The following is a 24,306-nucleotide window of genomic DNA, read 5'->3' as shown; positions in this document are numbered from 1 at the left end:
CTGATGAAGAAGGCACAACCGGCAGCAGCCGATGACGCTCAGCCCTCACAGGGGCCATCCGCACCCGGGAATGAAAGTGGCACGGGCGGTGCGGGCGGGAACCCGAACCCGGCCGAAGTCCCGGCACCCACAACGGACCCGCACCCCAAAACGCACATCACCGACGGCCTCGACGCCCACCTGCACGTGGAGCGCGGCACCTTCCGCCTCGACATCGCCCTCACCGCGGCCCCCGGCGACGTGGTCGCCCTGCTCGGCCCCAACGGCGCCGGCAAGACCACCGCCCTGCGCGCCCTCGCCGGTCTCGTCCCGCTCACCGGCGGCCATCTCCGGCTGGACGGCGCCACGTTGGACCGTACGCCTCCCGAGTCCCGCCCCGTCGGCGTCGTCTTCCAGGACTACCTGCTCTTCCCCCACCTCACCGCCCTCGACAACGTGGCCTTCGGCCCCCGCTGCCAGGGCGCCGGCAAGGCCGAGTCCCGCGCCCATGCCGCCGAGTGGCTCGACCGCATGGGCCTCGCAGAGCACGCCGGCGCCAAACCGCGCCGCCTCTCCGGCGGCCAGGCCCAGCGCGTCGCTCTCGCCCGGGCCCTGGCCACCCATCCCCGGCTCCTGCTCCTGGACGAGCCCCTCGCCGCCCTGGACGCCCGCACCCGCCTGGACGTACGGGCCCAACTCCGCCGCCACCTGGCCGAGTTCGAGGCGGTCGCGGTCCTGGTCACGCACGACCCGCTGGACGCCATGGTGCTGGCCGACCGACTGGTGGTCATCGAGAACGGCCACGTCGTCCAGGACGGCACGCCGTCCGACATCGCCCGCCACCCGCGCACGGACTACATCGCCCAACTGGTCGGCCTCAACCTCTACAAGGGCCAGGCCGACGGCCACACCGTGCGCCTCGACGCGGGCCCCGCCATCACCACCACGGAGATCCTGTCCGGCCCGGTCTTCGTGGCGTTCCCGCCGAGCGCCGTGACCCTCTACCGCGACCGCCCCACCGGCTCCAGCGCCCGCAACCACTGGCGCTGCGAGGTCGCCGGCCTGGAGACCCACGGCGACCAGATCCGCGCCGACCTCTCCGGCGAACTCCCCCTCGCCGCCGACCTCACCACGGTCGCCGCGGCCGAACTCGACCTGCACCCGGGCGCCCCGGTCTGGGCGACGGTCAAGGCAACGCAGACCCACGCCTACCCGGCCTGACCCGCCTCCCCCATTCCGGTGGGTGACGACCGCGTGACGCGAAAGGGCCCCGCCGAAGCGGGGCCCTTTCGCACTGTCTCAGTCCTCGTACGCGTCCATCGGCGGGCACGAGCAGACCAGATTGCGGTCGCCGAAGGCCTGGTCGACCCGGCGCACCGGCGGCCAGTACTTGTCCGCGGCCGAGACACCGGCCGGGAAGACGGCCTCCTCGCGCGAGTACGCGTGCTCCCAGTCGCCGCCGAGCGCGCCCGCGGTGTGCGGCGCGTTCCGCAGCGGGTTGTCCTCCGCGGGCCACTCGCCCGTCCCGACCTTCTCGATCTCCGCGCGGATGGCGATCATCGCCTCGCAGAACCGGTCCAGTTCGGTCAGGTCCTCGGACTCGGTCGGCTCGATCATCAGCGTGCCGGCCACCGGGAACGACATCGTCGGCGCGTGGAAGCCGTAGTCGATCAGCCGCTTGGCGACGTCGTCGACACTCACCCCGGTCGCCTTGGTCAGCGGCCGCAGGTCGATGATGCACTCGTGCGCGACCAACCCGCCGGGGCCGGTGTAGAGCACGGGGTAGTGCGGCTCGAGCCGCTTGGCGATGTAGTTGGCGCTGAGGACCGCCACCTGCGTGGCACGCTTCAGCCCCTCCCCGCCCATGAGCCGGACGTACGCCCACGAGATCGGCAGGATGCCCGCGGAACCCCACGGAGCCGCCGAGATCGGTCCGACACCCGTCTCAGGACCGGCCGCGGGCTGCATCGGGTGGTTCGGCAGATACGGCGCCAGGTGCTCGCGCACGCCGACGGGCCCGACGCCCGGACCACCACCGCCGTGCGGGATACAGAAGGTCTTGTGCAGGTTCAGATGCGAGACGTCACCGCCGAAGTGCCCCGGCTTGGCAAGCCCCACAAGGGCGTTGAGGTTGGCGCCGTCGACGTACACCTGGCCGCCCGCCTCGTGCACCTGCGCGCAGATGTCGGCGACGTGCTCCTCGAACACACCGTGCGTGGAGGGGTACGTGATCATCAGCACCGACAGCTCTTCGCGGTACTGCTCGATCTTCGCCCGCAGGTCCTCGACGTCGATCTCGCCGTCCTCGGCGGTCTTCACGACGACGACCTTCATGCCGGCCATCACCGCACTGGCGGCGTTGGTGCCGTGCGCGGACGAGGGGATCAGGCACACGGTCCGCTGCTCGTCGCCGTTGGCGCGGTGATATCCGCGTACGGCGAGCAGCCCGGCCAGTTCGCCCTGTGATCCGGCGTTGGGCTGCAGGGACACCTTGTCGTACCCGGTGACCTCGGCGAGCCGCTCCTCCAGCTCACGGATGAGCGTGAGGTAGCCCTGCGCCTGCTCGGCGGGCGCGAACGGGTGCAGCTGCCCGAACTCCGGCCAGGTGACCGGCTCCATCTCCGTGGTCGCGTTGAGCTTCATGGTGCAGGAGCCGAGCGGGATCATGCCGCGGTCGAGCGCGTAGTCGCGGTCGGCCAGCCTGCGCAGGTAGCGCAGCAGCGCGGTCTCGGAGCGGTACTGGTGGAAGACGGGGTGGGCGAGGTAGGCGTCGCTGCGCAGCAGTGCCTGCGGGATCGCCTCCTCGGCGGCCGCGTCCAGCGCCTCGATGTCGCTCTCGACCCCGAACGCGGTCCATACGGCGCCCAGTTGGGCCCGCGCGGTGGTCTCGTCGCAGGCGATCGACACGTGGTCGGCATCGACGAGGTGGAGGTTGACGCCGTTCTCACGCGCGGCGGTGACGACCTCTGCGGCGCGGCCCGGCACACGCACGGTGAGTGTGTCGAAGTACGACCCGTGCACGACCTCGACGCCGCCGGCCCTGAGCCCCGCGGCGAGGATCGTGGCGTACCGGTGGGTGCGCTGCGCGATGCCCTTCAGCCCGTCCGGCCCGTGGTAGACGGCGTACATCCCCGCCATGACGGCGAGCAGCACCTGCGCGGTGCAGATGTTGCTGGTGGCCTTCTCCCGCCGGATGTGCTGCTCGCGGGTCTGCAACGCGAGCCGGTAGGCCTTGTGCCCGTCGGCGTCCACGGACACCCCCACGAGCCGCCCGGGCAGGCTGCGCGCGAACTTCTCGTGCACCGCCATGTAGCCGGCGTGCGGCCCACCGAAGCCCATCGGCACACCGAAGCGCTGCGTCGTACCGACGGCGATGTCCGCGCCGAGCTCACCGGGCGACTTCAGCAGCGTCAACGCGAGCAGGTCGGCAGCGACGGTCACGAGCGCGCCGAGCTCGTGCGCCTGGTCGATCAGCGCCTTGATGTCGCGTACGACACCGGAGGCGCCGGGGTACTGGACGAGCACGCCGTTGATCTCGCGCCCGGCGAGGTCGGCCGGAATGCCGCCGCCGAGGTCGGCGACCACGACCTCCACCCCCGTCGGCTCGGCACGGGTCTCGATCACGGCGATGGTCTGCGGCAGGACGTCCGCGTCGACCAGGAACAGGCCCTTCTTGTTCTTGCCCATGCGCCGGGAGAGGGCCATGGCCTCGGCAGCCGCCGTGCCCTCGTCGAGCAGCGAGGCACCGGAGGTGGGCAGCCCGGTGAGGTCGGCGACCATCGTCTGGAAGTTCAGCAGCGCCTCGAGCCGCCCCTGCGAGATCTCCGGCTGATACGGCGTGTAGGCCGTGTACCAGGCCGGGTTCTCCATCACGTTCCGCAGGATGACCGGCGGGGTGAAGGTGCCGTAGTACCCGAGCCCGATCATGGAGTCGAGCACCTGGTTGCGGTCGGCCAGCGAACGCAGCTCGGCCAGCACCTCGGCCTCGGTGCGCGCACCCGGCAGCTCGAGCGCGTCGGCGTTCTTGATCACGTCCGGGACCGCGGCGGTGGTGAGCTCGTCCAGCGAGCCGTATCCGGCCTGCGCGAGCATCTTGGCCCGGGCCTCGAGGTCAGGGCCGATATGGCGCTGCTCGAAGGGAATCCCCTTCTCGAGCTCGGAGAGCGGAATGCGATGGGCGGTCATTGCGGAGGCCTCCTGGTCTGACACGACCTTCGAGGGGCACCATGGCGCGGGTACCCGGACGGCCTCCCCCTCTGTCATCACAACCTGAGAGCTTCACCGGATCACCCGAGGGTGTCCGGCTTTCACCGTCGGTGAGAGCGGAAGTCGTGGGACACCCGCTCTGCTTTCCAGAGTGACCTCGTCCGCGCGGTACGTGAGCCTGAGAGATTCCGGGGAGGATTTGCTCCTTCGGCGCCTCCGATGGTGTCCGGAGGACTCTCCCGCACGGGGTCAGCAGCCGATGTCAGCCTACCAGCGAGCGCGACACCCGCTCTTTCGAGTGGCCGCCTTCGCCGATGTGCTCTTTTGTAGTGCTTACGGATGAGTTGCGACCAAGTGGAGGGCCCGTGCAGACCGACATCGATCCGCGCAACCTGATCGGCCGCAAGGCGTTCGACCGCAACGGCACCAAGCTCGGCACGATCGACGAGGTCTACCTCGACGACGCCACCGGCGTGCCGGAGTGGGCGGCCATACGAACCGGCCTGTTCTCCCGGGACGCCTTCGTCCCCCTGGAGCCGAGCGAACTGGTCGAGGGCACCCTCCACGTCCCCTTCGAACGCTCCCTCATCAAGGACGCCCCCGACTTCGGCGTCGGCCGCCACCTCTCCCCCGAGCAGGAGCTCCAGCTCTACCACCACTACGGCCTCGACATCGCCACTCCCCCCTCCGTCCCGGACCGCGACTTCGGCAGACTCGCAGGCACGGAGGACGCAGAGGCCTGACCCACCCCACCCATCCTGCGGGGCCGCCGGTTCCAGCCCGCGCAGCCCGCGGACAGTCGCGCCGCCGGGGCCCAACGCCCTCCGACCCGGCCTGCGCGGCCGCGGGCAGCTATCCGCGCAGTCTGCGGGGCAGCCGTGCTGCCGGGCGCCATCCGTCCCAAAGAAGAGCGGCACCCCGCTCATGCCGAGCCGCGCGGCCCACCCCAGCACCAGCCCCGGTCAGCCACGAATCCCGTCCACCGAAGCCCCAGGTCTCGCCACCAACGGCAACGGATCCGCCGGCTCCAGCTCAGGATCGTCGGTCCGAAAAGTCCGCACCCGCCCCGGCTCGGAGACCGGCGTCTCGAACCGCACAGTCACCCGCCCGAGCCCGCTCCCTTGCACCCACCCGTGCCCGAACTGGGCATGCCGCACATCGTGCCCCGAGGGCCACCGCCGCTCGACGGGCGCCTGCTGCTCCTCGACGACCTCCTCGTCGCCCTCCTCCGCCGCATGCTCCGCTTCCTCCCCCGCGGCCTGCGCGAACAGATCCTCCTGCGTGTAGTCGGCGAGCCCGCTCACCCCCACCCCCAACAGCCGCACACCCCCCGTCGTGTCCACGGATTCCAGCAGCCGGGCGGCAGCCTCCCGCACCACCGCCGGATCGTCCGTGGGCCCACGCAGCGTCTCGGAACGGGTCAGCGTCGAGAAGTCGTACCGCCGCACCTTCAGCACGATGGTCCGCCCCGAAAGCCCCGCGCCGCGCAGCCGCCGCACGCACCGCTCGGCCAGCCGCTGCACCTCGAGGCCCACCCGGATCCGGTCGTGGATGTCCACGTCGTAGGTGTCCTCGACCGACACCGACTTGGTCTCCCGCTCCGCAACCACGGGCCGGTCGTCGTGCGCCAGCGCCATGGCGTGCAACGCGTGCCCGTGGGCCTTGCCCAGCAGCCGGACGAGCTCGTCCTCGCCCGCCTCGGCGATCTCGTCGACCGTGGTGATTCCGGCCCGCCGCAGATGGTCCCCCGTCGCAGGCCCCACCCCCGGCAGCGTCCGCACCGACATCGGCCCGAGCAGCGCCCGCTCGGTCCCGGGATCGATCAGCACCAACCCGTCCGGCTTGGCCTCCTCGGAGGCGATCTTCGCGATCATCTTGGACGCGGCGAGGCCCACGGACCCGGTGAGCCCCGTGCCGGCCCGTATGTCGGTGCGCAGCTTCTCCCCCACCAGCCGCGCCGACGCCGCGTCCCAGGCTGCCTTCCCGGCCTCCAGGTCCACGAAGGCCTCGTCCAGGCTCAGCGGCTCCACCAGCGGCGACAGCGAGTGCAGCAACTCCATGACCTGCTCGCTGATCGACCGGTAGAACCCGAAGCGCGGCACGAGATACGCGGCGTTCGGCGCCAGCCGCCGCGCCTGGGCCATCGGCATCGCCGACCGCACCCCGAAGACCCGTGCCTCGTACGAAGCCGTCGCGACCACCCCACGCGGCCCGAGCCCGCCCACGATCACGGCCTTCCCGCGCAGACTCGGCTTGGATGCCTGCTCCGCCGAGGCGTAGAAGGCATCCATGTCGAGATGCAGGATCGTGGGCGCGTTTCTCACATCTCCGATGCTGCCCTACGCCACTGACAATGCCGTCGTACGACCGCCCGAGCGCCCTGCTGAGCCGCGGGGGAAGCTCTCAGACCGCCCGGTTGCGCCGTCGCGCCAGTTCGTCCGCCGGGTTGGGCCCGACCAGGGTCTCGCCGGTGTCGATCCGCTCACCGTGCAGCTGCGAGAGCGCGCTCTCGACGTCCCGCCACACGACACCGACGGCGATCCCGAAGATCCCCTGCCCGCCCTGGAGCAGCGCGTGGACCTCGTCGGGCGACGTGCACTCGTAGACCGTGGCACCGTCGCTCATCAGCGTCATGCGCTCGAGGTCCCGGAAGCCGCGCTCCCGCAGGTGCACCACCGCGGTGCGGATGTTCTGCAGCGATACACCGGTGTCCAGGAACCGCTTGACGATCTTCAGGACGACGACGTCCCGGAAGCTGTACAGCCGCTGCGTCCCCGACCCGTAGGCGGGCCGCACGCTCGGCTCGACGAGCCCGGTGCGGGCCCAGTAGTCCAGTTGCCGGTACGTGATACCGGCGGCCGCACAGGCCGTCGGACCCCGGTAGCCGATCTGCTCGGACGCCATGGACGTCGCCCCTCCGCTGCTCGGCACGGCCGCCGGTCGCTGCGGAGCGTGATCAGCCTCGCTGCCGTGAAGCGGGTACGGACCGCTCTCCCCCAGACTGCGTCCGGGGGCACCCCCAGCCGTACCGTCGCCGCTGCTTCTCACGCCGACCTCCGTCCTTGACCTGCCTCCTCGACGGTAGGCAGCCACCCGGGGTGCGTCAACGACCGCCACACTCGGCACGCCGAGTGATAATCACCCTAGGAGTGGTTTCCCGCACCCACCCGCGGGGAAAGGCTAGCCGAATGCCCTCGGAGGGGGCCGCAGGACGCTCTCACTCGCCGCTGGCAATTGCCTGCATTTGACCGTGAACAGCGGGGAACCGGCCCGCCGCGGACCACGGATCCGCCGGGCCGACCGCACCTCACTGACTGCTGGTCCCGAAGTCCTCCGGCGAGATCTGGTCGAGGAACTCGCGGAACTTCTCCACCTCGTCCTCCTGCTCGTCCGGAATCGCGATGCCCGCGTCGTCGAGCACGCCGTCACTGCCGTAGATCGGCGTTCCGGTGCGCAGGGCGAGCGCTATGGCGTCGGACGGACGGGCGCTGACCTCGACCCCGCTGGCGAAGACCAGCTCCGCGTAGAAGACGCCCTCACGCAGGTCCGTGATGCGGACTTCGGTGAGCTCCTGACCGACGGCCTCCAGCACGTCCTTGAACAGGTCGTGGGTCAGCGGTCGCGCGGGGGCCATGCCCTGCTGGGCGAAGGCGATCGCCGTCGCCTCCCCCGGCCCGATCCAGATGGGGAGGTAGCGGTCGCCTCCCACTTCGCGCAGGAGCACGATCGGTTGGTTGGAGGGCATTTCGACCCGGACACCTACGACATCGAGCTCGTTCACACAGCAACCCTAGGACGTGGCCGGGACGTTTGGGTAGTCGGGCAGAGAACGGGGGGTCGATCCGGCCTCCGCAGACGCGCCGGAATCAGGGCAGTCGCACGCCGAGGGCGGTCTGCACGAGTGCGGCGTGCAGCTTCACCGTGAGCGCCGCCAGCTCCTTCGTACGCGCCTCCGCATGCGCCCTGGTCTGCGGATTGCGGTGGCGCTTGAGCGGGGCCACCACCTGGTCCACGAGCCCGGCCTCTCGTTCGGCGGAGGCCTTCATGGCCCTGAGATGCCGCGGTTCGATCCCGAACCGCCCGAGCTCCAGGACGAGCGACGCCACGGTCACGGACTCGGCGTCGTACACCCCCTCCGGCAACGGCACGACAAGCCCGTACGACTCCCACTCCTCGAGCTCCTGCTCGCCGATCCCGGCAGCCGCCAGCAGCTCGGCCCGCCCGATCCGAGCCGCTGTGGGCCCCTCGGGCGGCTCCAGGAGTGGCTCGCCGTCCCGCTGACGCCCCAGGGCGGGCAGTGGTACGGCCTCACCGCGCTCCATGGCGTCCAGGTGCTCGCGGATCACCTTGAGGGGCAGATAGTGATCCCGCTGCATCCTCAGCACATGGCCGAGGCGCTCGACGTCGTCCGCGCTGAACTTGCGATACCCCGAGGGGGTGCGCTGCGGCTCGATGAGCCCCTCCGACTCCAGGAAGCGGATCTTGGAGATGGTGACTTCGGGGAACTCGTCGCGCAGCACGTTCAGCACCGTGCCGATGCTCATCAGTCCACTGTCCGTGGCGGCGGTGCCGTGCCCGGCACCGCCGCTCGGTGTTCGAAGCATGGGCATTCCCTGGGGGTCCCCCCGGACGGAGTCTGGGGAGGGGTCAGTAGCCCCGCTGGCTCGCGTAGAAGACCAGCCGGTACTTGCCGATCTGCACCTCGTCACCGTTGTTCAGGGCGACCTGGTCGATCCGCTCGCGGTTGACGTACGTGCCGTTCAGACTGCCCACGTCGGCCACCGTGAACGAACCGTCCCCACCGCGGCGGAACTCCACGTGCCGGCGCGAGACCGTCACGTCGTCCAGGAAGATGTCACTCTGCGGATGACGCCCGGCCGTGGTCAGGTCGCCGTCCAGAAGGAAGCGGCTGCCAGAGTTCGGCCCACGGCGCACGACCAGGAGGGCGGAGCCCAGCGGCAGCGCGTCAACGGCAGCCTGCGCCTCTGGAGAGAGCGCCGGCATCTGCGTCTGACCGGTGACTTCGGCGTCGTAGGCCTCGAGGCCGGAAATGGAGATCGTGGACGTCGTCTCGGACGGCCGCTCAGCCGTGGCCCCGGCCCGCAGCGGAGCGCCGCAGTTGGAGCAGAAGCGGCTGTTCTCCGCGTTGCGGTTACCGCACCTCGTACACACCTGGGCCGACATAGGGGAAAACCCTCCACCCGTACTTGAGGTTGACGGTTGCCCGAAACCTATGTCGCCGGACTGCGCAGGGTCAACAGACGGCGCGCCCTGACCTCCGGAAATGTCCCCGCCGGGACCACCGACCTGGTCCCGGAACAGCGGGCGCTGGCCCTCTGCGTCGGGCTGTGCGCGATGACGAGCGGTCGCGTTGTCGCTACCCTCTCGCGCGCTCTTGCCGAACAACTTCGCAAACAACTTCACGGGCGATTCCCCTTGACCGAAACAGACCCGCCCGTGGGGCAGGACGAACCCTGATTGCATACACCGGCCGACCCGGACATCCTCACAACGTCCGTATCCACCAGACAGTTTCCACCACGCACCACCCATTCGGTGCGCCGACCCCCCGCAACCTCATGCCCCCGCCGGACGTCCCCCATGCACCGCCGGTTCACTAGGAGGACGACCGAGCGTAGTCAGGCCGCTTCGCCGCTCGCAAGGCGTCCACGACGATCTTGCTCGACCGCTGGACGGCAACGGTGGCCTGCTCCTTCTCAAGAGTCTGCACCACACCTCCAGGGATGTTGAGCGCCGGCTCGAGGTCCTCCGGCTTGCCGATGACCTTGAAACGATAGGGGGCGTTGATCTTGTTCCCGTCGACGCTCACGCTCTTGCCGGAGTCAGTGAGGTAGGTGCCGGCGACCACCCTCACGCCGTTCACCTGGATCGCCTCCGCGCCGGCCGCGCGCAGCTCCTGGATCGCGTCGAGCAGCATGTCCGCCTCGACCGTCCCCTTCGTGTCCTCGATGGTCATCGTGATGCCGGGCCCCTGTGCGGCCACCGTGCCCGCCAGAATGCCGAGTTGCTTCTCCTTCTCGACAGTCTGCTTGCGGGCCTCCTCCGCCTGGTCGGAGCTGTTCTCCAACTCGTCGCGCTGCTTCTCCAGTCCCTGCTTCTCGTCATCAAGACGTTGCGTACGGTCATCGAGTTCATCCAGGATGCGAACAAGATCTTCCTGACGCGCGCCGCGCAGCGCGCTGTCACTGTTGCTGTTCGAGGCGACCTGGATGGCCAGACCGAAGCCCAGGCCGAACAGCAGGACGGCGACGATGAGTTGGGCGCGGGTGACGCGCGGCGGCCAGAGGCCCTTCACCAGCCTCTGCCGCCCGGTCTGCCCCGGCTGCTTCTCCTCCGAGGCTTCCTCGGCGTCGGGAGCCGTCGCGGAGACCTCTTCCGGGAGCTCCTTGCGCAGCCTGTTCTCCGGCGTCTCTTCCTTGTCGCTCATCGGCCTCACGCCCGGAACACGTGGCGACGGATCGCCGCGGCATTGGAGAAGATGCGGATGCCGAGGACCACGACGACACCGGTGGACAGCTGAGCGCCCACACCCAACTTGTCGCCCAGGAACACGATCAGCGCGGCCACGACAACGTTGGACAGGAACGACACCACGAAGACCTTGTCGTCGAAGATCCCGTCGAGCATGGCCCGCAGACCACCGAAGACGGCGTCGAGCGCCGCGACGACGGCGATCGGCAGATAAGGCTCGACGACCGCCGGAACCTCAGGCCGGACCAACAGTCCGGCCACGACTCCCACGACGAGGCCCAGTACGGCGATCACGATGTGCCCTTCTCGGATTTCTCGGTGTTCGGCTGTGCAGTACGTACGATCACACTCGGTGCGGCCGGCAGCCGGAGGTCGCCCTCCACGGAGATGCTGGTCCGGATGCCGTAGTTCTCTTGCAGGGCGTGCAGATACAACCCGTCGGCACTGTTCTGGAACCTGGTGCTGAGCTGCTTGCCGTTCCCCACGGCCAGCACCGTATAAGGCGGAACCAGTGGCTTGTTGTCGACCAGTATCGCGTCCCCCGCGGCCCTGATCGCCGACAGCGCCGTCAGCCGCTGCCCGTTGATGGAGACGGCCTCGGCCCCCGACTCCCACAGCCCGTTGACCACGCGCTGCATGTCGCGGTCTCGCACCCGACCGGTGTCGGAGAAGTCCGAGGTCTCGCGCGGGTCGCCATTGCCACCGCTGGTGGCTTCCTTGGCGTCGTTCACGACCAGTTTCACGCCGGGGCCGTGCACGGCGACCGCACCCGACAGAATGCCGACCAGCTCGCTCTTGTCCCCGCCGCCGCTCTTCTTCAGGGCCTCACGCTGCCGCGCGCTCACGTCGTCGCGCAGCTTGTCGACGGAGCCCTCCAGCTTGTCAGCCGCCGTCGTCTCCCGGTCGATGCGGTCGATCAGTTCCTCGCGCTCCTTGGCGACGACCGGAGCCGCCACGCGCGCCTGTGCCGCTCCGAGGGTCACTACGAGGGCCGCGAGCACCAGTCCGGCGGCCAAGCCGAGCTTGGCCCGCAGGGTCTTCGGCATACCGCCTGCACCCTCGGCCTTCTTCCTGGCTGCCGCCTCGGCATAGCCGTCGTCGAGGCTGTGATCCATGACGTTGGTGAGCAGCGACATGGAAGCGTCCGGGCGCGAGGGTCGCGTAGGTGTGCTCCGAACGGGGGGCTGCTGCGACATGCCGCACATCGTCGCACGTCGCGCCCACTACCTCCGAATGGCCCCACCGGCGTGCCGGACAGGCCCCGTTGGGGACACCTGTCCGGCACGCACGCGTGCAGCGCTTCTCAGCGGCCGGCGCTGTCCACGACCGCCGACCACTCGTCGAGCAGGGCCTGAGCGGAGGCGTCGTCCGGCCCTTCCGCCCACAGGTGGGTGACCGCCTCGGCCGGGTCGGGCAGCACCATCACCCAGCGCCCGTCGGTCTCCACGACCCGCACACCGTCCGTGGTGTCCACGAAGCGGTCTCCGGCCGCCTCGACCACGCGCCGCATCACAAGTCCCTTGACTGCCCAGGGAGTCGCGAGATCCCGCTTGAGGACGTGCGCCCGCGGAATCCGGGCGTCGATCTGGCTGAGCGTGAGCTGCGTCCTCGCCACCAGCCCGATCAGCCTTACGAAGGCCGCCGTACCGTCGAAGACACTGCTGAACTCCGGGATGATGAAGCCGGCCTTGCCGTCACCACCGAAGATGGTCGCATCGTCGCCCCCGACCCGTGTCAGATCGTCGGGCGAAGTCGTCGTCCACTCCACCTGCGTCCCGTGGTACGCCGCCACCTGCTCGGCGATCCTCGTCGTGGTCACCGGCAGCGCCACCCGCCCGCTGCGCCGCTCCGCGGCCACGAGATCCAGCATGACGAGCAACGCCCGGTCGTCCTCGACGATCCGCCCCTTCTCGTCGACGAGCGACAACCGCTCGCCAACAGGATCGAACCGCACCCCGAAGGCAGCCCGCGACGACGCCACGATCTCACCGAGCCGCAGCAGCCCCGACCGCCGGACATCGGCGGACTCCGTGGGCCGAGACTCGTCGAGCCCGGGGTTGACGGTCAGCGAGTCCACGCCGAGCTTGCCGAGCAGGCTGGGCAGGACCAGACCTGCACTGCCGTTCGACGCGTCGACGACGACCTTCAGCCCGGACTCCTTGATCCCGGTCGTGTCGACGTTGCGCAGCAACGACCCGGTGTACGAGTCGAAGACACTGGCGGGGAAGTGCAGATCCCCGATCTCACCGGGGAACGCCCTCCGGTACTCCTGCCGCGCGAACACCCGGTCCAGCTTCCGCTGGCTGCCCTGCGACAGATCGCCACCGTTCCCGTCGAAGAACATGATGTCCACGGAGTCCGGCACCCCGGGCGTGGTCCGGATCATGATCCCGCCGGCACTGCCCCGCGCGGTCTGCTGGCGGGCGACGGGAAGCGGGACGTTCTCCAGATCGCGTACGTCGATGGCGCTGGCCTGCAGAGCCGAGATGACCGCCCGCTTCAGCGCACGGGCGCCACGGGAGTGGTCGCGGGCCGTGGTGACGGTGGAGCCCTTCTTGAGCGTCGTCGCGTAGGCGCCGGCCAGACGCACGGCGAGCTCGGGTGTGATCTCCACGTTCAGGATCCCGGAGACCCCGCGAGCACCGAAGAGGTGCGCCTGCCCCCTGGATTCCCAGATCACAGAGGTGTTGACGAAGGCACCGGCCTCGATGGTCTTGAACGGGTAGACCCGCACGTTGCCCTGAACGATCGATTCTTCACCGATGAGACACTCGTCGCCGATGACCGCACCGTCCTCGATCCGTGCGGCACGCATGATGTCGGTGTTCTTTCCGACGACGCAGCCACGCAGATTGCTGTGCTGTCCTACGTACACGTTGTCGTGGACAACGGCCTTGTGCAGAAAGGCACCGCTCTTCACGACGACGTTCGAGCCGACGACAGTGTGTTCACGAATTTCGGTATCGGCTTCGACCTTGGCGTAGTCGCCGATGTAGAGCGGACCGCGGAGCACGGCGTCGGGATGCACCTCGGCACCCTCCGCCACCCACACACCCGGAGAAATCTCGAAGCCGTCGATCTCGACGTCGACCTTGCCCTCCAGGACGTCCGCCTGCGCCTTCACGTAGCTCTCGTGCGTGCCGACGTCCTCCCAGTAGCCCTCCGCGACATAGCCGTAGATCGGCTTGCCCTCCTTCATCAACTGCGGGAAAACATCCCCCGACCAGTCGACGGGCACATCGGGCTCGACATAGTCGAAGACTTCGGGCTCCATGACATAGATACCCGTGTTCACGGTGTCGGAGAAGACCTGGCCCCAGGTCGGCTTCTCGAGGAAGCGTTCGACCTTGCCTTCTTCGTCGACGATCGTGATACCGAATTCCAGCGGATTGGGCACCCGCGTCAGACACACAGTGACGAGGGCACCCTTTTCCTTGTGGAAGTTGATCAACTCGGTGAGGTCGAAGTCGGTCAGGGCATCACCGGAAATGACGAGAAAAGCATCGTCCTTCAACGCCTCTTCGGCGTTCTTGACGCTTCCGGCGGTACCGAGCGGCTTCTCCTCGTTGGCATAGGAGAGCTCCATTCCGAGCTCTTCGCCGTCACCGAAGTAGTTCTTGACCAATGAGGCCAGGAACTGGACAGTTACGACGGTCTCGTTCAGCCCATGCCTTTTGAGCAGCCGAAGCACATGCTCCATGATCGGGCGGTTGACCACGGGCAGGAGCGGCTTGGGCATGCTTGAGGTCATGGGGCGAAGGCGTGTGCCTTCACCTCCGGCCATCACGACGGCCTTCATGTCGGAAGCGTCCTCCTCAAAGAGATGACGGTCTAGCCGACTTCACCCGTCCTGATTGTCCCGCACTTTTCCGCCGAGGGCCATCGAGCCACTTCGGCCGCAGCAACCAACGGGTTCAATCGGCCATGGCGTCCGCACGGACCAGGCGGCGGACCTGTACCACGTAGAGGACTCCTGCCCACCAGTAGAGCGTTGTACCCCATCCAGCGAACGCCCATCCGAAAATAGCAGCGAGTGACGAGATCCATCCAGTTCCGTCACTGAGCAGGAGCAACGGGAAAGCGTACATCAGGTTGAACGTAGCTGCCTTCCCCAGGAAGTTCACCTGCGGCGGCGGATAGCCGTGCCGCCGGAGGATACCCACCATCACCAGTAGGACCAGCTCACGCGCCAGAAGTGCAGCGGTCAACCAGATCGGCAGAATCTCGCGCCAGGTGAGGCCGACTAGTGTCGAGAGAATGTAGAGACGGTCGGCCGCGGGGTCGAGGAGCCGGCCGAGGCTGCTGATCTGGTTCCAACGCCGCGCGAGCTTGCCGTCCAGGTAGTCACTGACCCCGCTCAGAGCCAGTACCAGCAGCGCCCACCCGTCACTCTTGGGGCCCCCGAACTCAGGCCTGAGAATCAGCCACAGAAAGACCGGCACGCCGACGAGGCGCGCCATGCTGAGGATGTTGGGGATGGTGAGCACCCGGTCCGTCTGGACGCGGGTCTCCTGGACCTCCACCCGGGGGCCTCCTGTGGGAAACGTGCCAACGATGCCCCCTGACCTTACCTCAACGCAAAAAAGCTCCGGCTCTCGGGCTGTATGCCCAAGAGCCGGAGCTCTAAAAGGAGTTCGGCGGCGTCCTACTCTCCCACAGGGTCCCCCCTGCAGTACCATCGGCGCTGTAAGGCTTAGCTTCCGGGTTCGGAATGTAACCGGGCGTTTCCCTCACGCTATAACCACCGAAACACTATGAAACTGTCGAACCATGCCACACCACGCTCTGTGAAACGTGGGGCTGTTCGTGGTTTCAGAACCAACACAGTGGACGCGAGCAACTGAGGACAAGCCCTCGGCCTATTAGTACCAGTCACCTCCAGCGGTTACCCGCCTTCCAGATCTGGCCTATCAACCCAGTCGTCTACTGGGAGCCTTACCCCATCAAGTGGGTGGGAATACTCATCTCGAAGCAGGCTTCCCGCTTAGATGCTTTCAGCGGTTATCCCTCCCGAACGTAGCCAACCAGCCATGCCCTTGGCAGAACAACTGGCACACCAGAGGTTCGTCCGTCCCGGTCCTCTCGTACTAGGGACAGCCCTTCTCAATATTCCTGCGCGCGCAGCGGATAGGGACCGAACTGTCTCACGACGTTCTAAACCCAGCTCGCGTACCGCTTTAATGGGCGAACAGCCCAACCCTTGGGACCGACTCCAGCCCCAGGATGCGACGAGCCGACATCGAGGTGCCAAACCATCCCGTCGATATGGACTCTTGGGGAAGATCAGCCTGTTATCCCCGGGGTACCTTTTATCCGTTGAGCGACGGCGCTTCCACAAGCCACCGCCGGATCACTAGTCCCGACTTTCGTCCCTGCTCGACCCGTCGGTCTCACAGTCAAGCTCCCTTGTGCACTTACACTCAACACCTGATTGCCAACCAGGCTGAGGGAACCTTTGGGCGCCTCCGTTACTCTTTAGGAGGCAACCGCCCCAGTTAAACTACCCATCAGACACTGTCCCTGATCCGGATCACGGACCCAGGTTAGACATCCAGCACGACCAGACTGGTATTTCAACGACGACTCCCCCCGAACTGGCGTCCGGAGTTCAAAGTCTCCCAGCTATCCTACACAAGCCGAACCGAACACCAATATCAAACTGTAGTAAAGGTCCCGGGGTCTTTCCGTCCTGCTGCGCGAAACGAGCATCTTTACTCGTAGTGCAATTTCACCGGGCCTATGGTTGAGACAGTCGAGAAGTCGTTACGCCATTCGTGCAGGTCGGAACTTACCCGACAAGGAATTTCGCTACCTTAGGATGGTTATAGTTACCACCGCCGTTTACTGGCGCTTAAGTTCTCAGCTTCGCACGCCCGAAAGCGCACTAACCGGTCCCCTTAACGTTCCAGCACCGGGCAGGCGTCAGTCCGTATACATCGCCTTACGGCTTCGCACGGACCTGTGTTTTTAGTAAACAGTCGCTTCTCGCTGGTCTCTGCGGCCACCCCCAGCTCATGGAGAAAATCCAATCACCGGTGATGGCCCCCCTTCTCCCGAAGTTACGGGGGCATTTTGCCGAGTTCCTTAACCATAGTTCACCCGAACGCCTCGGTATTCTCTACCTGACCACCTGAGTCGGTTTAGGGTACGGGCCGCCATAAAACTCGCTAGAGGCTTTTCTCGACAGCATAGGATCATCCACTTCACCACAATCGGCTCGGCATCAGGTCTCAGACTATGTGTCAGGCGGATTTGCCTACCTGACGTCCTACACCCTTACCCCGGGACAACCACCGCCCGGGCTGGACTACCTTCCTGCGTCACCCCATCACTCACCTACTACCACCTTGGTCCGGCGGCTCCACCACTTTCCTTTCCCCGAAGGGTCCGGAACGGCTTCACGGCCTTAGCATCAATAGGTTCGGTGTTTGACGCTTCACAGCGGGTACCGGAATATCAACCGGTTATCCATCGACTACGCCTGTCGGCCTCGCCTTAGGTCCCGACTTACCCTGGGCAGATCAGCTTGACCCAGGAACCCTTAGTCAATCGGCGCACACGTTTCTCACGTGTGAATCGCTACTCATGCCTGCATTCTCACTCGTGAACCGTCCACCACTGCCTTCCGGCGCGGCTTCACCCGGCACACGACGCTCCCCTACCCATCCATACAGGCGTTGGCCCTATTGTATGAATGACACGACTTCGGCGGTACGCTTGAGCCCCGCTACATTGTCGGCGCGGAATCACTAGACCAGTGAGCTATTACGCACTCTTTCAAGGGTGGCTGCTTCTAAGCCAACCTCCTGGTTGTCTCTGCGACTCCACATCCTTTCCCACTTAGCGTACGCTTAGGGGCCTTAGTCGATGCTCTGGGCTGTTTCCCTCTCGACCATGGAGCTTATCCCCCACAGTCTCACTGCCGCGCTCTCACTTACCGGCATTCGGAGTTTGGCTAAGGTCAGTAACCCGGTAGGGCCCATCGCCTATCCAGTGCTCTACCTCCGGCAAGAAACACACGACGCTGCACCTAAATGCATTTCGGGGAGAACCAGCTATCACGGAGTTTGATTGGCCTTTCACCCCTAACCACAGGTCATCCCCCAGGTTTTCAACCCTGGTGGGTTCGGTCCTCCACGAAGTCTTACCTCCGCTTCAACCTGCCCATGGCTAGATCACTCCGCTTCGGGTCTTGAGCGTGCTACTAAAAACGCCCTATTCGGACTCGCTTTCGCTACGGCTACCCCACCCGGGTTAACCTCGCAACACACCGCAAACTCGCAGGCTCATTCTTCAAAAGGCACGCAGTCACGAGGCAAGCACAAGTGCTTGCCCGACGCTCCCACGGCTTGTAGGCACACGGTTTCAGGTACTATTTCACTCCGCTCCCGCGGTACTTTTCACCATTCCCTCACGGTACTATCCGCTATCGGTCACCAGGGAATATTTAGGCTTAGCGGGTGGTCCCGCCAGATTCACACGGGATTTCTCGGGCCCCGTGCTACTTGGGTGTCTCTCAAACGAGCCGTTGACGTTTCGACTACGGGGGTCTTACCCTCTACGCCGGACCTTTCGCATGTCCTTCGCCTACATCAACGGTTTCTGACTCGTCTCACGGCCGGCAGACCGTAAAAGAGAGATCCCACAACCCCGCACACGCAACCCCTGCCGGGTCTCACACGTATACGGTTTGGCCTCATCCGGTTTCGCTCGCCACTACTCCCGGAATCACGGTTGTTTTCTCTTCCTGCGGGTACTGAGATGTTTCACTTCCCCGCGTTCCCTCCACTTGCCCTATGTGTTCAGGCAAGGGTGACAGCCCATGACGACTGCCGGGTTTCCCCATTCGGACACCCCCGGATCAAAGCCTGGTTGACGACTCCCCGGGGCCTATCGTGGCCTCCCACGTCCTTCATCGGTTCCTGGTGCCAAGGCATCCACCGTGCGCCCTTAAAAACTTGGCCACAGATGCTCGCGTCCACTGTGCAGTTCTCAAACAACGACCAGCCACCCATCACCCCACCCTCACGGGCGAGTTCACTGGGGCCGGCACTGAAGGCAGCCGAAAACCGGCCGAACCCTCAGACACCCAACAGCGTGCCCGGCCCACTCCCCGCTTCCCTCAACGTTCCACGCTCTGACGAGCAGTACTGGAAGGAGAAGACGATCAAGTGTGCCGAATAATCAACGTTCCACCCATGAGCAACCAGCATCGGACGTACGCCGATGTACTGGCCTCTGACCTCACCCCGTGGGGATCGGTAAGAAGTGCTCCTTAGAAAGGAGGTGATCCAGCCGCACCTTCCGGTACGGCTACCTTGTTACGACTTCGTCCCAATCGCCAGTCCCACCTTCGACAGCTCCCTCCCCACAAGGGGGTTGGGCCACCGGCTTCGGGTGTTACCGACTTTCGTGACGTGACGGGCGGTGTGTACAAGGCCCGGGAACGTATTCACCGCAGCAATGCTGATCTGCGATTACTAGCAACTCCGACTTCATGGGGTCGAGTTGCAGACCCCAATCCGAACTGAGACCGGCTTTTTGAGATTCGCTCCACCTCACGGTATCGCAGCTCATTGTACCGGCCATTGTAGCACGTGTGCAGCCCAAGACATAAGGGGCATGATGACTTGACGTCGTCCCCACCTTCCTCCGAGTTGACCCCGGCGGTCTCCTGTGAGTCCCCATCACCCCGAAGGGCATGCTGGCAACACAGAACAAGGGTTGCGCTCGTTGCGGGACTTAACCCAACATCTCACGACACGAGCTGACGACAGCCATGCACCACCTGTACACCGACCACAAGGGGGGCACTATCTCTAATGCTTTCCGGTGTATGTCAAGCCTTGGTAAGGTTCTTCGCGTTGCGTCGAATTAAGCCACATGCTCCGCTGCTTGTGCGGGCCCCCGTCAATTCCTTTGAGTTTTAGCCTTGCGGCCGTACTCCCCAGGCGGGGAACTTAATGCGTTAGCTGCGGCACCGACGACGTGGAATGTCGCCAACACCTAGTTCCCACCGTTTACGGCGTGGACTACCAGGGTATCTAATCCTGTTCGCTCCCCACGCTTTCGCTCCTCAGCGTCAGTAATGGCCCAGAGATCCGCCTTCGCCACCGGTGTTCCTCCTGATATCTGCGCATTTCACCGCTACACCAGGAATTCCGATCTCCCCTACCACACTCTAGCTAGCCCGTATCGAATGCAGACCCGGGGTTAAGCCCCGGGCTTTCACACCCGACGTGACAAGCCGCCTACGAGCTCTTTACGCCCAATAATTCCGGACAACGCTTGCGCCCTACGTATTACCGCGGCTGCTGGCACGTAGTTAGCCGGCGCTTCTTCTGCAGGTACCGTCACTTGCGCTTCTTCCCTGCTGAAAGAGGTTTACAACCCGAAGGCCGTCATCCCTCACGCGGCGTCGCTGCATCAGGCTTGCGCCCATTGTGCAATATTCCCCACTGCTGCCTCCCGTAGGAGTCTGGGCCGTGTCTCAGTCCCAGTGTGGCCGGTCGCCCTCTCAGGCCGGCTACCCGTCGTCGCCTTGGTGAGCCATTACCTCACCAACAAGCTGATAGGCCGCGGGCTCATCCTTCACCGCCGGAGCTTTCAACCCCTACCCATGCGAGCAGAAGTGCTATCCGGTATTAGACCCCGTTTCCAGGGCTTGTCCCAGAGTGAAGGGCAGATTGCCCACGTGTTACTCACCCGTTCGCCACTAATCCCCACCGAAGTGGTTCATCGTTCGACTTGCATGTGTTAAGCACGCCGCCAGCGTTCGTCCTGAGCCAGGATCAAACTCTCCGTGAATGTTTACCCGTAATCGGGTCGACACCACGAGAGCGGAACAACCACCGGAATAAGGCGGTCGTTCACAGCGTCCTCGCTGTGTTTTATTTCAAAGGAACCTCGCCCCCACCGGATATCCGGCAGGAGACGGGGTATCAACATATCTGGCGTTGATTTTTGGCACGCTGTTGAGTTCTCAAGGAACGGACGCTTCCTTTGTACTCACCCTCTCGGGCTTTCCTCCGGGCGCTTCCCTTCGATGTCCAAACTCTATCAGTGTTTTTCCGTCCCCCTGACCACCATCCTGCGGGCATGCAGAAGGTGACCCCGAGATAGGATCCGACGAGCATGGGTACTGCTGAGCAACGACGCTTGGTCGCGTCGCTCGGCCTCAAGCAGGAGTACGACTGTACAGGGGGCCGGGAAGCGGGTGCAAATCGATTGGGGTGGTGGTCTAGACCACTTTCCGGTATCTTTCGTGCGGAACCCGTTCTTCATATGACATAACCTGCTCCAGAGTGCGCCGTCCGGTACAGGCAGTGACGGCCCACATGGATCTCCACTCCTGGGAGGCTTCCCATGACCACCGTGACGTCCCCGATCGCAGGACGCGCCATCGGACTGGCAGCAGTGCCGGATCCTGTCTTCTCCGGGGCCATGGTCGGCCCGGGTACCGCGATCGACCCCGTGCGTGAGCCCTCCGAGGCCGTCGCTCCCGTAGACGGAGTCATCGTCTCTCTCCACCCGCACGCTTTCGTCGTAGTAGACGAGCAGGGACATGGAGTGCTCACCCACCTCGGCATTGACACCGTGCAGCTCAATGGCGAGGGCTTCGAGCTGCTCGTGAACAAGGGCGACACCGTGACGCGGGGACAGGGCGTGGTGCGCTGGAACCCGGTTGCCGTGGAGGCCGCCGGCAAGTCTGCGGTGTGCCCGATCGTCGCGCTCGAGGCCACTGCCGAGGCTCTCTCCGATCTTCGTGACAACGGCGATGTGAAGGCCGGCGACAGTCTCTTCCTCTGGAAGTGACGTTAGTGCCGTCGTATGACGGCAAGTAGGACAACCACCGCGGCGGCGGGACCCGCCGCACTATCGGAGACGGGTGAGATGGAGACAACGCTGCGAGGCGTCGGTGTGAGCCACGGTGTGGCGATCGGCGAGGTTCGGCACATGGGAACGGCGGTGCTGGAGCCGCCTGCCAAGCAGATTCCGACGGAGGACGCGGAGCGTGAACAGGGGCGCGCCCGCCAGGCCGTGGAAGCTGTGGCGGCCGACCTGATGGCGCGCGGCAATCTGGCGGGGGGCGAAGCCCAGGCGGTGCTCGAAGCCCAGGCCATGATGGCCCAGGACCCCGAACTGATGGCAGATGTCGAACGACGTATCGCGGTCGGGAGCACGGCCGAGCGCGCCGTGTACGACGCGTTCGCCGCGTACCGCGCCCTGCTGGCCGGTGCCGGCGAGTACCTCGCCGGTCGTGTGGCCGACCTGGACGACGTGCGGAATCGTATCGTCGCCCGGCTGCTCGGGGTGCCGATGCCGGGTGTACCGGACAGTGACGAGCCGTACGTTCTTATTGCCCGAGACCTCGCGCCTGCCGACACGGCGCTGCTGGATCCGACCCTGGTTCTCGGTTTCGTCACCGAGGAGGGTGGGCCGACCAGCCACAGCGCGATTCTGGCGCGGGCGCTCGGCGTCCCGGCCGTGGTGGCGTTGCCGGGCGCCGGTGAGCTGGCCGAGGGCACCGTGATCGCCGTCGACGGCAGCACCGGCGAGATCTTCGTGAACCCCAGCGAGGAGAAGAAGGCACAGCTCGAGGCCTCAGCTGCTGAGCGCAGGGCACTGCTCGCTGCCTCGACCGGTCCGGGCGCCACCTCCGACGGTCACAAGGTGCCGCTGCTGGCCAACGTCGGCGGTCCCGCGGACGTGCCGGCCGCCGTCGAGGCCGGGGCCGAGGGTGTCGGTCTCTTCCGCACTGAGTTCCTCTTCCTGGACGACAGCAAGAACGCTCCGTCGGAGGAGAAGCAGGTCGAGGCCTACCGTCAGGTTCTCGAGGCGTTCCCCGAGGGCCGTGTCGTCGTACGTGTGCTTGATGCGGGCGCGGACAAGCCGCTGGACTTCCTCACGCCGGCAGACGAGCCGAATCCGGCACTGGGCGTGCGCGGCTTGCGGACGCTGCTCGACCACCCTGATGTTCTGCGCACCCAGCTGACGGCGCTCGCGAAGGCTGCCGAAGGACTGCCGGTCTACCTCGAGGTCATGGCCCCGATGGTGGCAGACCGTGCCGACGCCAAGGCGTTCGCGGATGCTTGCCGTGATGCGGGGCTGCGGGCGAAGTTCGGTGCGATGGTCGAGATTCCTTCGGCCGCGTTGCGGGCTCGGTCGATCCTGCAGGAGGTCGAGTTCCTGTCGCTGGGGACCAATGACCTCGCGCAGTACACGTTCGCCGCCGACCGTCAGGTGGGTGCGGTGTCCCGTCTGCAGGATCCGTGGCAGCCTGCGCTGCTCGACCTGGTCGCGCTGTCCGCTGAGGCGGCGAAGGCCGAGGGCAAGAGCTGTGGTGTCTGCGGTGAGGCCGCGTCCGACCCGCTGCTCGCGTGTGTGCTGACCGGTCTAGGTGTCACCTCCCTGTCCATGGGTGCGGCGTCGATTCCATATGTACGGACGACGTTGGGCAAGTACACGCTGGCACAGTGTGAGCGTGCTGCGGCGGCGGCCCGGGCTGCGGAGAGCGCCGAGGAGGCGCGCAACGCGGCACAGGCGGTGCTGTCCGGCGAGTAGTCGGACCGACGTCGGTTGTCGTTTCGCCGACTGCTCTTGAGGGGCGCTCCACCTGCCGGTGGAGCGCCCCTTTTGCGTTCAGTGATGGTGGCCCGGTGCCAGTCCTTCCTGCCCGAGGTCGGGCGGTACGCAGTAGTCGACGTCCGATTCCGGGGAGATCAGGTCGCCGGATTCGATGTCGGTGCAGTAGGCGTCGAACACCTCGCCGGCAGTGAGGGGTTCGAGGCCTTCTCCGCGCAGGCGCCAGCCGTAGACGCGGTCGGTTGCCCCGGGAGCGCTCGTGCGCATGACGAGTCCGCCTGGGCTCTGGGTGGCGATGCCGAGTGCCACAACCGTGGTGAATTCGAGAGCTTCGGCCTCGTCGAGCTGGACGGCTCCGTGGTCGTCCTCGTCGGCGTGGAGGACGGAGACGAGTGTTTCCGGCGGTGCCGAAACGCTGCAGACCATGTGGCGGTTGCCTGTCCCCGCTGTGTCGAGGATGCGTACGAGGAGGTGAGAGGCGCGAGTGAACGCGGCGCGGCCGATGTCCTCGCCACAGGAGGCGCAGGCGCCGAGGCGGGCGAGGAGTGTGGACGCGTATTCCCAGGTGGCCTGTCGGACGGCTTCGTCGACGAGCGCGGGGACGAGGTCGGCCAGGGGCTGGCCATCGTAGAGAAGGACGGGTCCTGTGGTCGCCAGTTCGGCGGTGAAACGTGTGCGGTTCGACTGGACGTCGGGGTCCAGGCCCTTGTCCGCGCAGAATTCGGCGTACTCCTGCGGGTCGAAGAGGGCGACTGTGGTGTGGCTGCCCTGGGAGGCGCGTGTCTTGAGGAGCGCTTCCACCTGCTGGAGGTAGCTCGTGTGGTTGTCGAAGGCGAAGCTGCGGTAGCGCCGCATGGCACGGAAGTCGTGCTCGTCTGTCAGCAGGCCGATGGTGCCTGCGATTTCGCGGCGCAGGACGCGTCGCATGGTCTGGTGGTCGGTGTGCGCCATCTTTCCCCCTGTACACGGTCGATCAATGCTCACTCACAGTAACTGGCGGCACTGACAATGGCGTCCGAGCGAGACGATCGGGACTGGGAGGCG

At 66.1% G+C, this 24,306-nt stretch carries 16 protein-coding genes, 3 rRNA genes and 1 riboswitch; of the genes, 4 read left to right on the top strand and 15 right to left on the bottom strand.

Going from position 1 to position 24,306, the window contains the following annotated elements; genetic code table 11:
• Positions 1–3 precede the first annotated feature (3 nt).
• Positions 4–1,200 carry an ABC transporter ATP-binding protein gene (locus tag OG303_RS41170; protein ID WP_405874999.1) on the top strand — a complete coding sequence of 399 codons (1,197 nt, stop codon included), beginning with the start codon at positions 4–6 and terminating at the stop codon, positions 1,198–1,200.
• Positions 1,201–1,278: 78 nt separating this feature from the next.
• On the opposite strand, the gene gcvP is transcribed toward OG303_RS41170, so the two are convergent.
• Positions 1,279–4,164 carry an aminomethyl-transferring glycine dehydrogenase gene (gene gcvP / locus OG303_RS41165; protein ID WP_405874998.1) on the bottom strand — a complete coding sequence of 962 codons (2,886 nt, stop codon included), beginning with the start codon at positions 4,162–4,164 and terminating at the stop codon, positions 1,279–1,281.
• Between the two features lie 177 nt (positions 4,165–4,341).
• Positions 4,342–4,437, bottom strand: a riboswitch (glycine riboswitch).
• Between the two features lie 113 nt (positions 4,438–4,550).
• Here gcvP and OG303_RS41160 point away from each other — a divergent pair.
• Positions 4,551–4,928, top strand: a complete 378-nt coding sequence (locus OG303_RS41160; RefSeq protein ID WP_405874997.1) for a PRC-barrel domain-containing protein — start codon at positions 4,551–4,553, stop codon at positions 4,926–4,928.
• A 219-nt stretch (positions 4,929–5,147) separates the two neighbouring features.
• Here the strand turns inward: OG303_RS41160 and OG303_RS41155 are convergent, their stop codons facing one another.
• From OG303_RS41155 to OG303_RS41095, 13 genes are all read right to left on the bottom strand, one after another.
• Positions 5,148–6,509 carry a DNA polymerase IV gene (locus OG303_RS41155; protein WP_405874996.1) on the bottom strand — a complete coding sequence of 454 codons (1,362 nt, stop codon included), beginning with the start codon at positions 6,507–6,509 and terminating at the stop codon, positions 5,148–5,150.
• Positions 6,510–6,588: 79 nt separating this feature from the next.
• Positions 6,589–7,233 (bottom strand): MerR family transcriptional regulator, encoded by a 645-nt coding sequence (locus OG303_RS41150; protein ID WP_405874995.1) that lies wholly within the window; start codon positions 7,231–7,233, stop codon positions 6,589–6,591.
• Positions 7,234–7,492: 259 nt separating this feature from the next.
• A complete protein-coding gene (locus OG303_RS41145) occupies positions 7,493–7,966 on the bottom strand; it encodes a bifunctional nuclease family protein (protein WP_004002801.1) in 474 nt (157 codons plus the stop codon).
• An 85-nt stretch (positions 7,967–8,051) separates the two neighbouring features.
• Positions 8,052–8,789, bottom strand: a complete 738-nt coding sequence (locus tag OG303_RS41140) for a MerR family transcriptional regulator (RefSeq protein WP_405874994.1) — start codon at positions 8,787–8,789, stop codon at positions 8,052–8,054.
• Between the two features lie 43 nt (positions 8,790–8,832).
• Positions 8,833–9,738, bottom strand: a complete 906-nt coding sequence (locus OG303_RS41135; protein ID WP_405874993.1) for an FHA domain-containing protein — start codon at positions 9,736–9,738, stop codon at positions 8,833–8,835.
• 64 nt (positions 9,739–9,802) lie between these two features.
• Positions 9,803–10,633 (bottom strand): DUF881 domain-containing protein, encoded by an 831-nt coding sequence (locus OG303_RS41130; RefSeq protein ID WP_405874992.1) that lies wholly within the window; start codon positions 10,631–10,633, stop codon positions 9,803–9,805.
• A 5-nt stretch (positions 10,634–10,638) separates the two neighbouring features.
• Positions 10,639–10,971: a small basic family protein gene (locus tag OG303_RS41125; protein ID WP_003988855.1), complete on the bottom strand. Its 333-nt coding sequence runs from the start codon at positions 10,969–10,971 to the stop codon at positions 10,639–10,641.
• On the bottom strand, positions 10,968–11,873 hold the full coding sequence (locus OG303_RS41120) for a DUF881 domain-containing protein (protein ID WP_405874991.1): 906 nt from the start codon (positions 11,871–11,873) through the stop codon (positions 10,968–10,970). The genes OG303_RS41125 and OG303_RS41120 overlap by 4 nt, the downstream gene beginning before the upstream one ends.
• Positions 11,874–11,980: 107 nt before the next feature.
• The gene (locus tag OG303_RS41115) at positions 11,981–14,476 is read right to left on the bottom strand and encodes a sugar phosphate nucleotidyltransferase (RefSeq protein ID WP_405874990.1); all 2,496 of its coding nucleotides are present in this window, start codon (positions 14,474–14,476) and stop codon (positions 11,981–11,983) included.
• A 115-nt stretch (positions 14,477–14,591) separates the two neighbouring features.
• Entirely contained in the window at positions 14,592–15,200 is a 609-nt protein-coding gene (locus OG303_RS41110; protein WP_405874989.1) for a CDP-alcohol phosphatidyltransferase family protein, read from the bottom strand.
• Between the two features lie 109 nt (positions 15,201–15,309).
• Positions 15,310–15,426, bottom strand: a 5S ribosomal RNA gene (gene rrf, locus OG303_RS41105).
• 93 nt (positions 15,427–15,519) lie between these two features.
• A 23S ribosomal RNA gene (locus OG303_RS41100) occupies positions 15,520–18,641 on the bottom strand.
• Positions 18,642–18,956: 315 nt separating this feature from the next.
• Positions 18,957–20,484 (bottom strand): 16S ribosomal RNA (locus tag OG303_RS41095).
• Together the 16S, 23S and 5S rRNA genes form the textbook arrangement of a ribosomal RNA operon.
• Positions 20,485–21,042: 558 nt before the next feature.
• On the opposite strand from OG303_RS41095, the gene OG303_RS41090 reads away from it, so the two are divergent.
• A complete protein-coding gene (locus OG303_RS41090; RefSeq protein ID WP_405874988.1) occupies positions 21,043–21,492 on the top strand; it encodes a PTS glucose transporter subunit IIA in 450 nt (149 codons plus the stop codon).
• Between the two features lie 78 nt (positions 21,493–21,570).
• Entirely contained in the window at positions 21,571–23,241 is a 1,671-nt protein-coding gene (gene ptsP / locus OG303_RS41085; protein WP_405874987.1) for a phosphoenolpyruvate--protein phosphotransferase, read from the top strand.
• A 78-nt stretch (positions 23,242–23,319) separates the two neighbouring features.
• Here ptsP and OG303_RS41080 read toward each other — a convergent pair whose 3' ends face one another.
• Positions 23,320–24,213 (bottom strand): hypothetical protein, encoded by an 894-nt coding sequence (locus OG303_RS41080; RefSeq protein ID WP_405874986.1) that lies wholly within the window; start codon positions 24,211–24,213, stop codon positions 23,320–23,322.
• Positions 24,214–24,306: the final 93 nt, after the last annotated feature.

It is taken from the genome of Streptomyces sp. NBC_00005, from assembly GCF_045160215.1.
In the GTDB taxonomy this organism is placed as follows: domain Bacteria; phylum Actinomycetota; class Actinomycetes; order Streptomycetales; family Streptomycetaceae; genus Streptomyces.
Note: the sequence above shows the minus strand (reverse complement) of the source record. Positions and strands in the feature narration are given on the sequence as shown.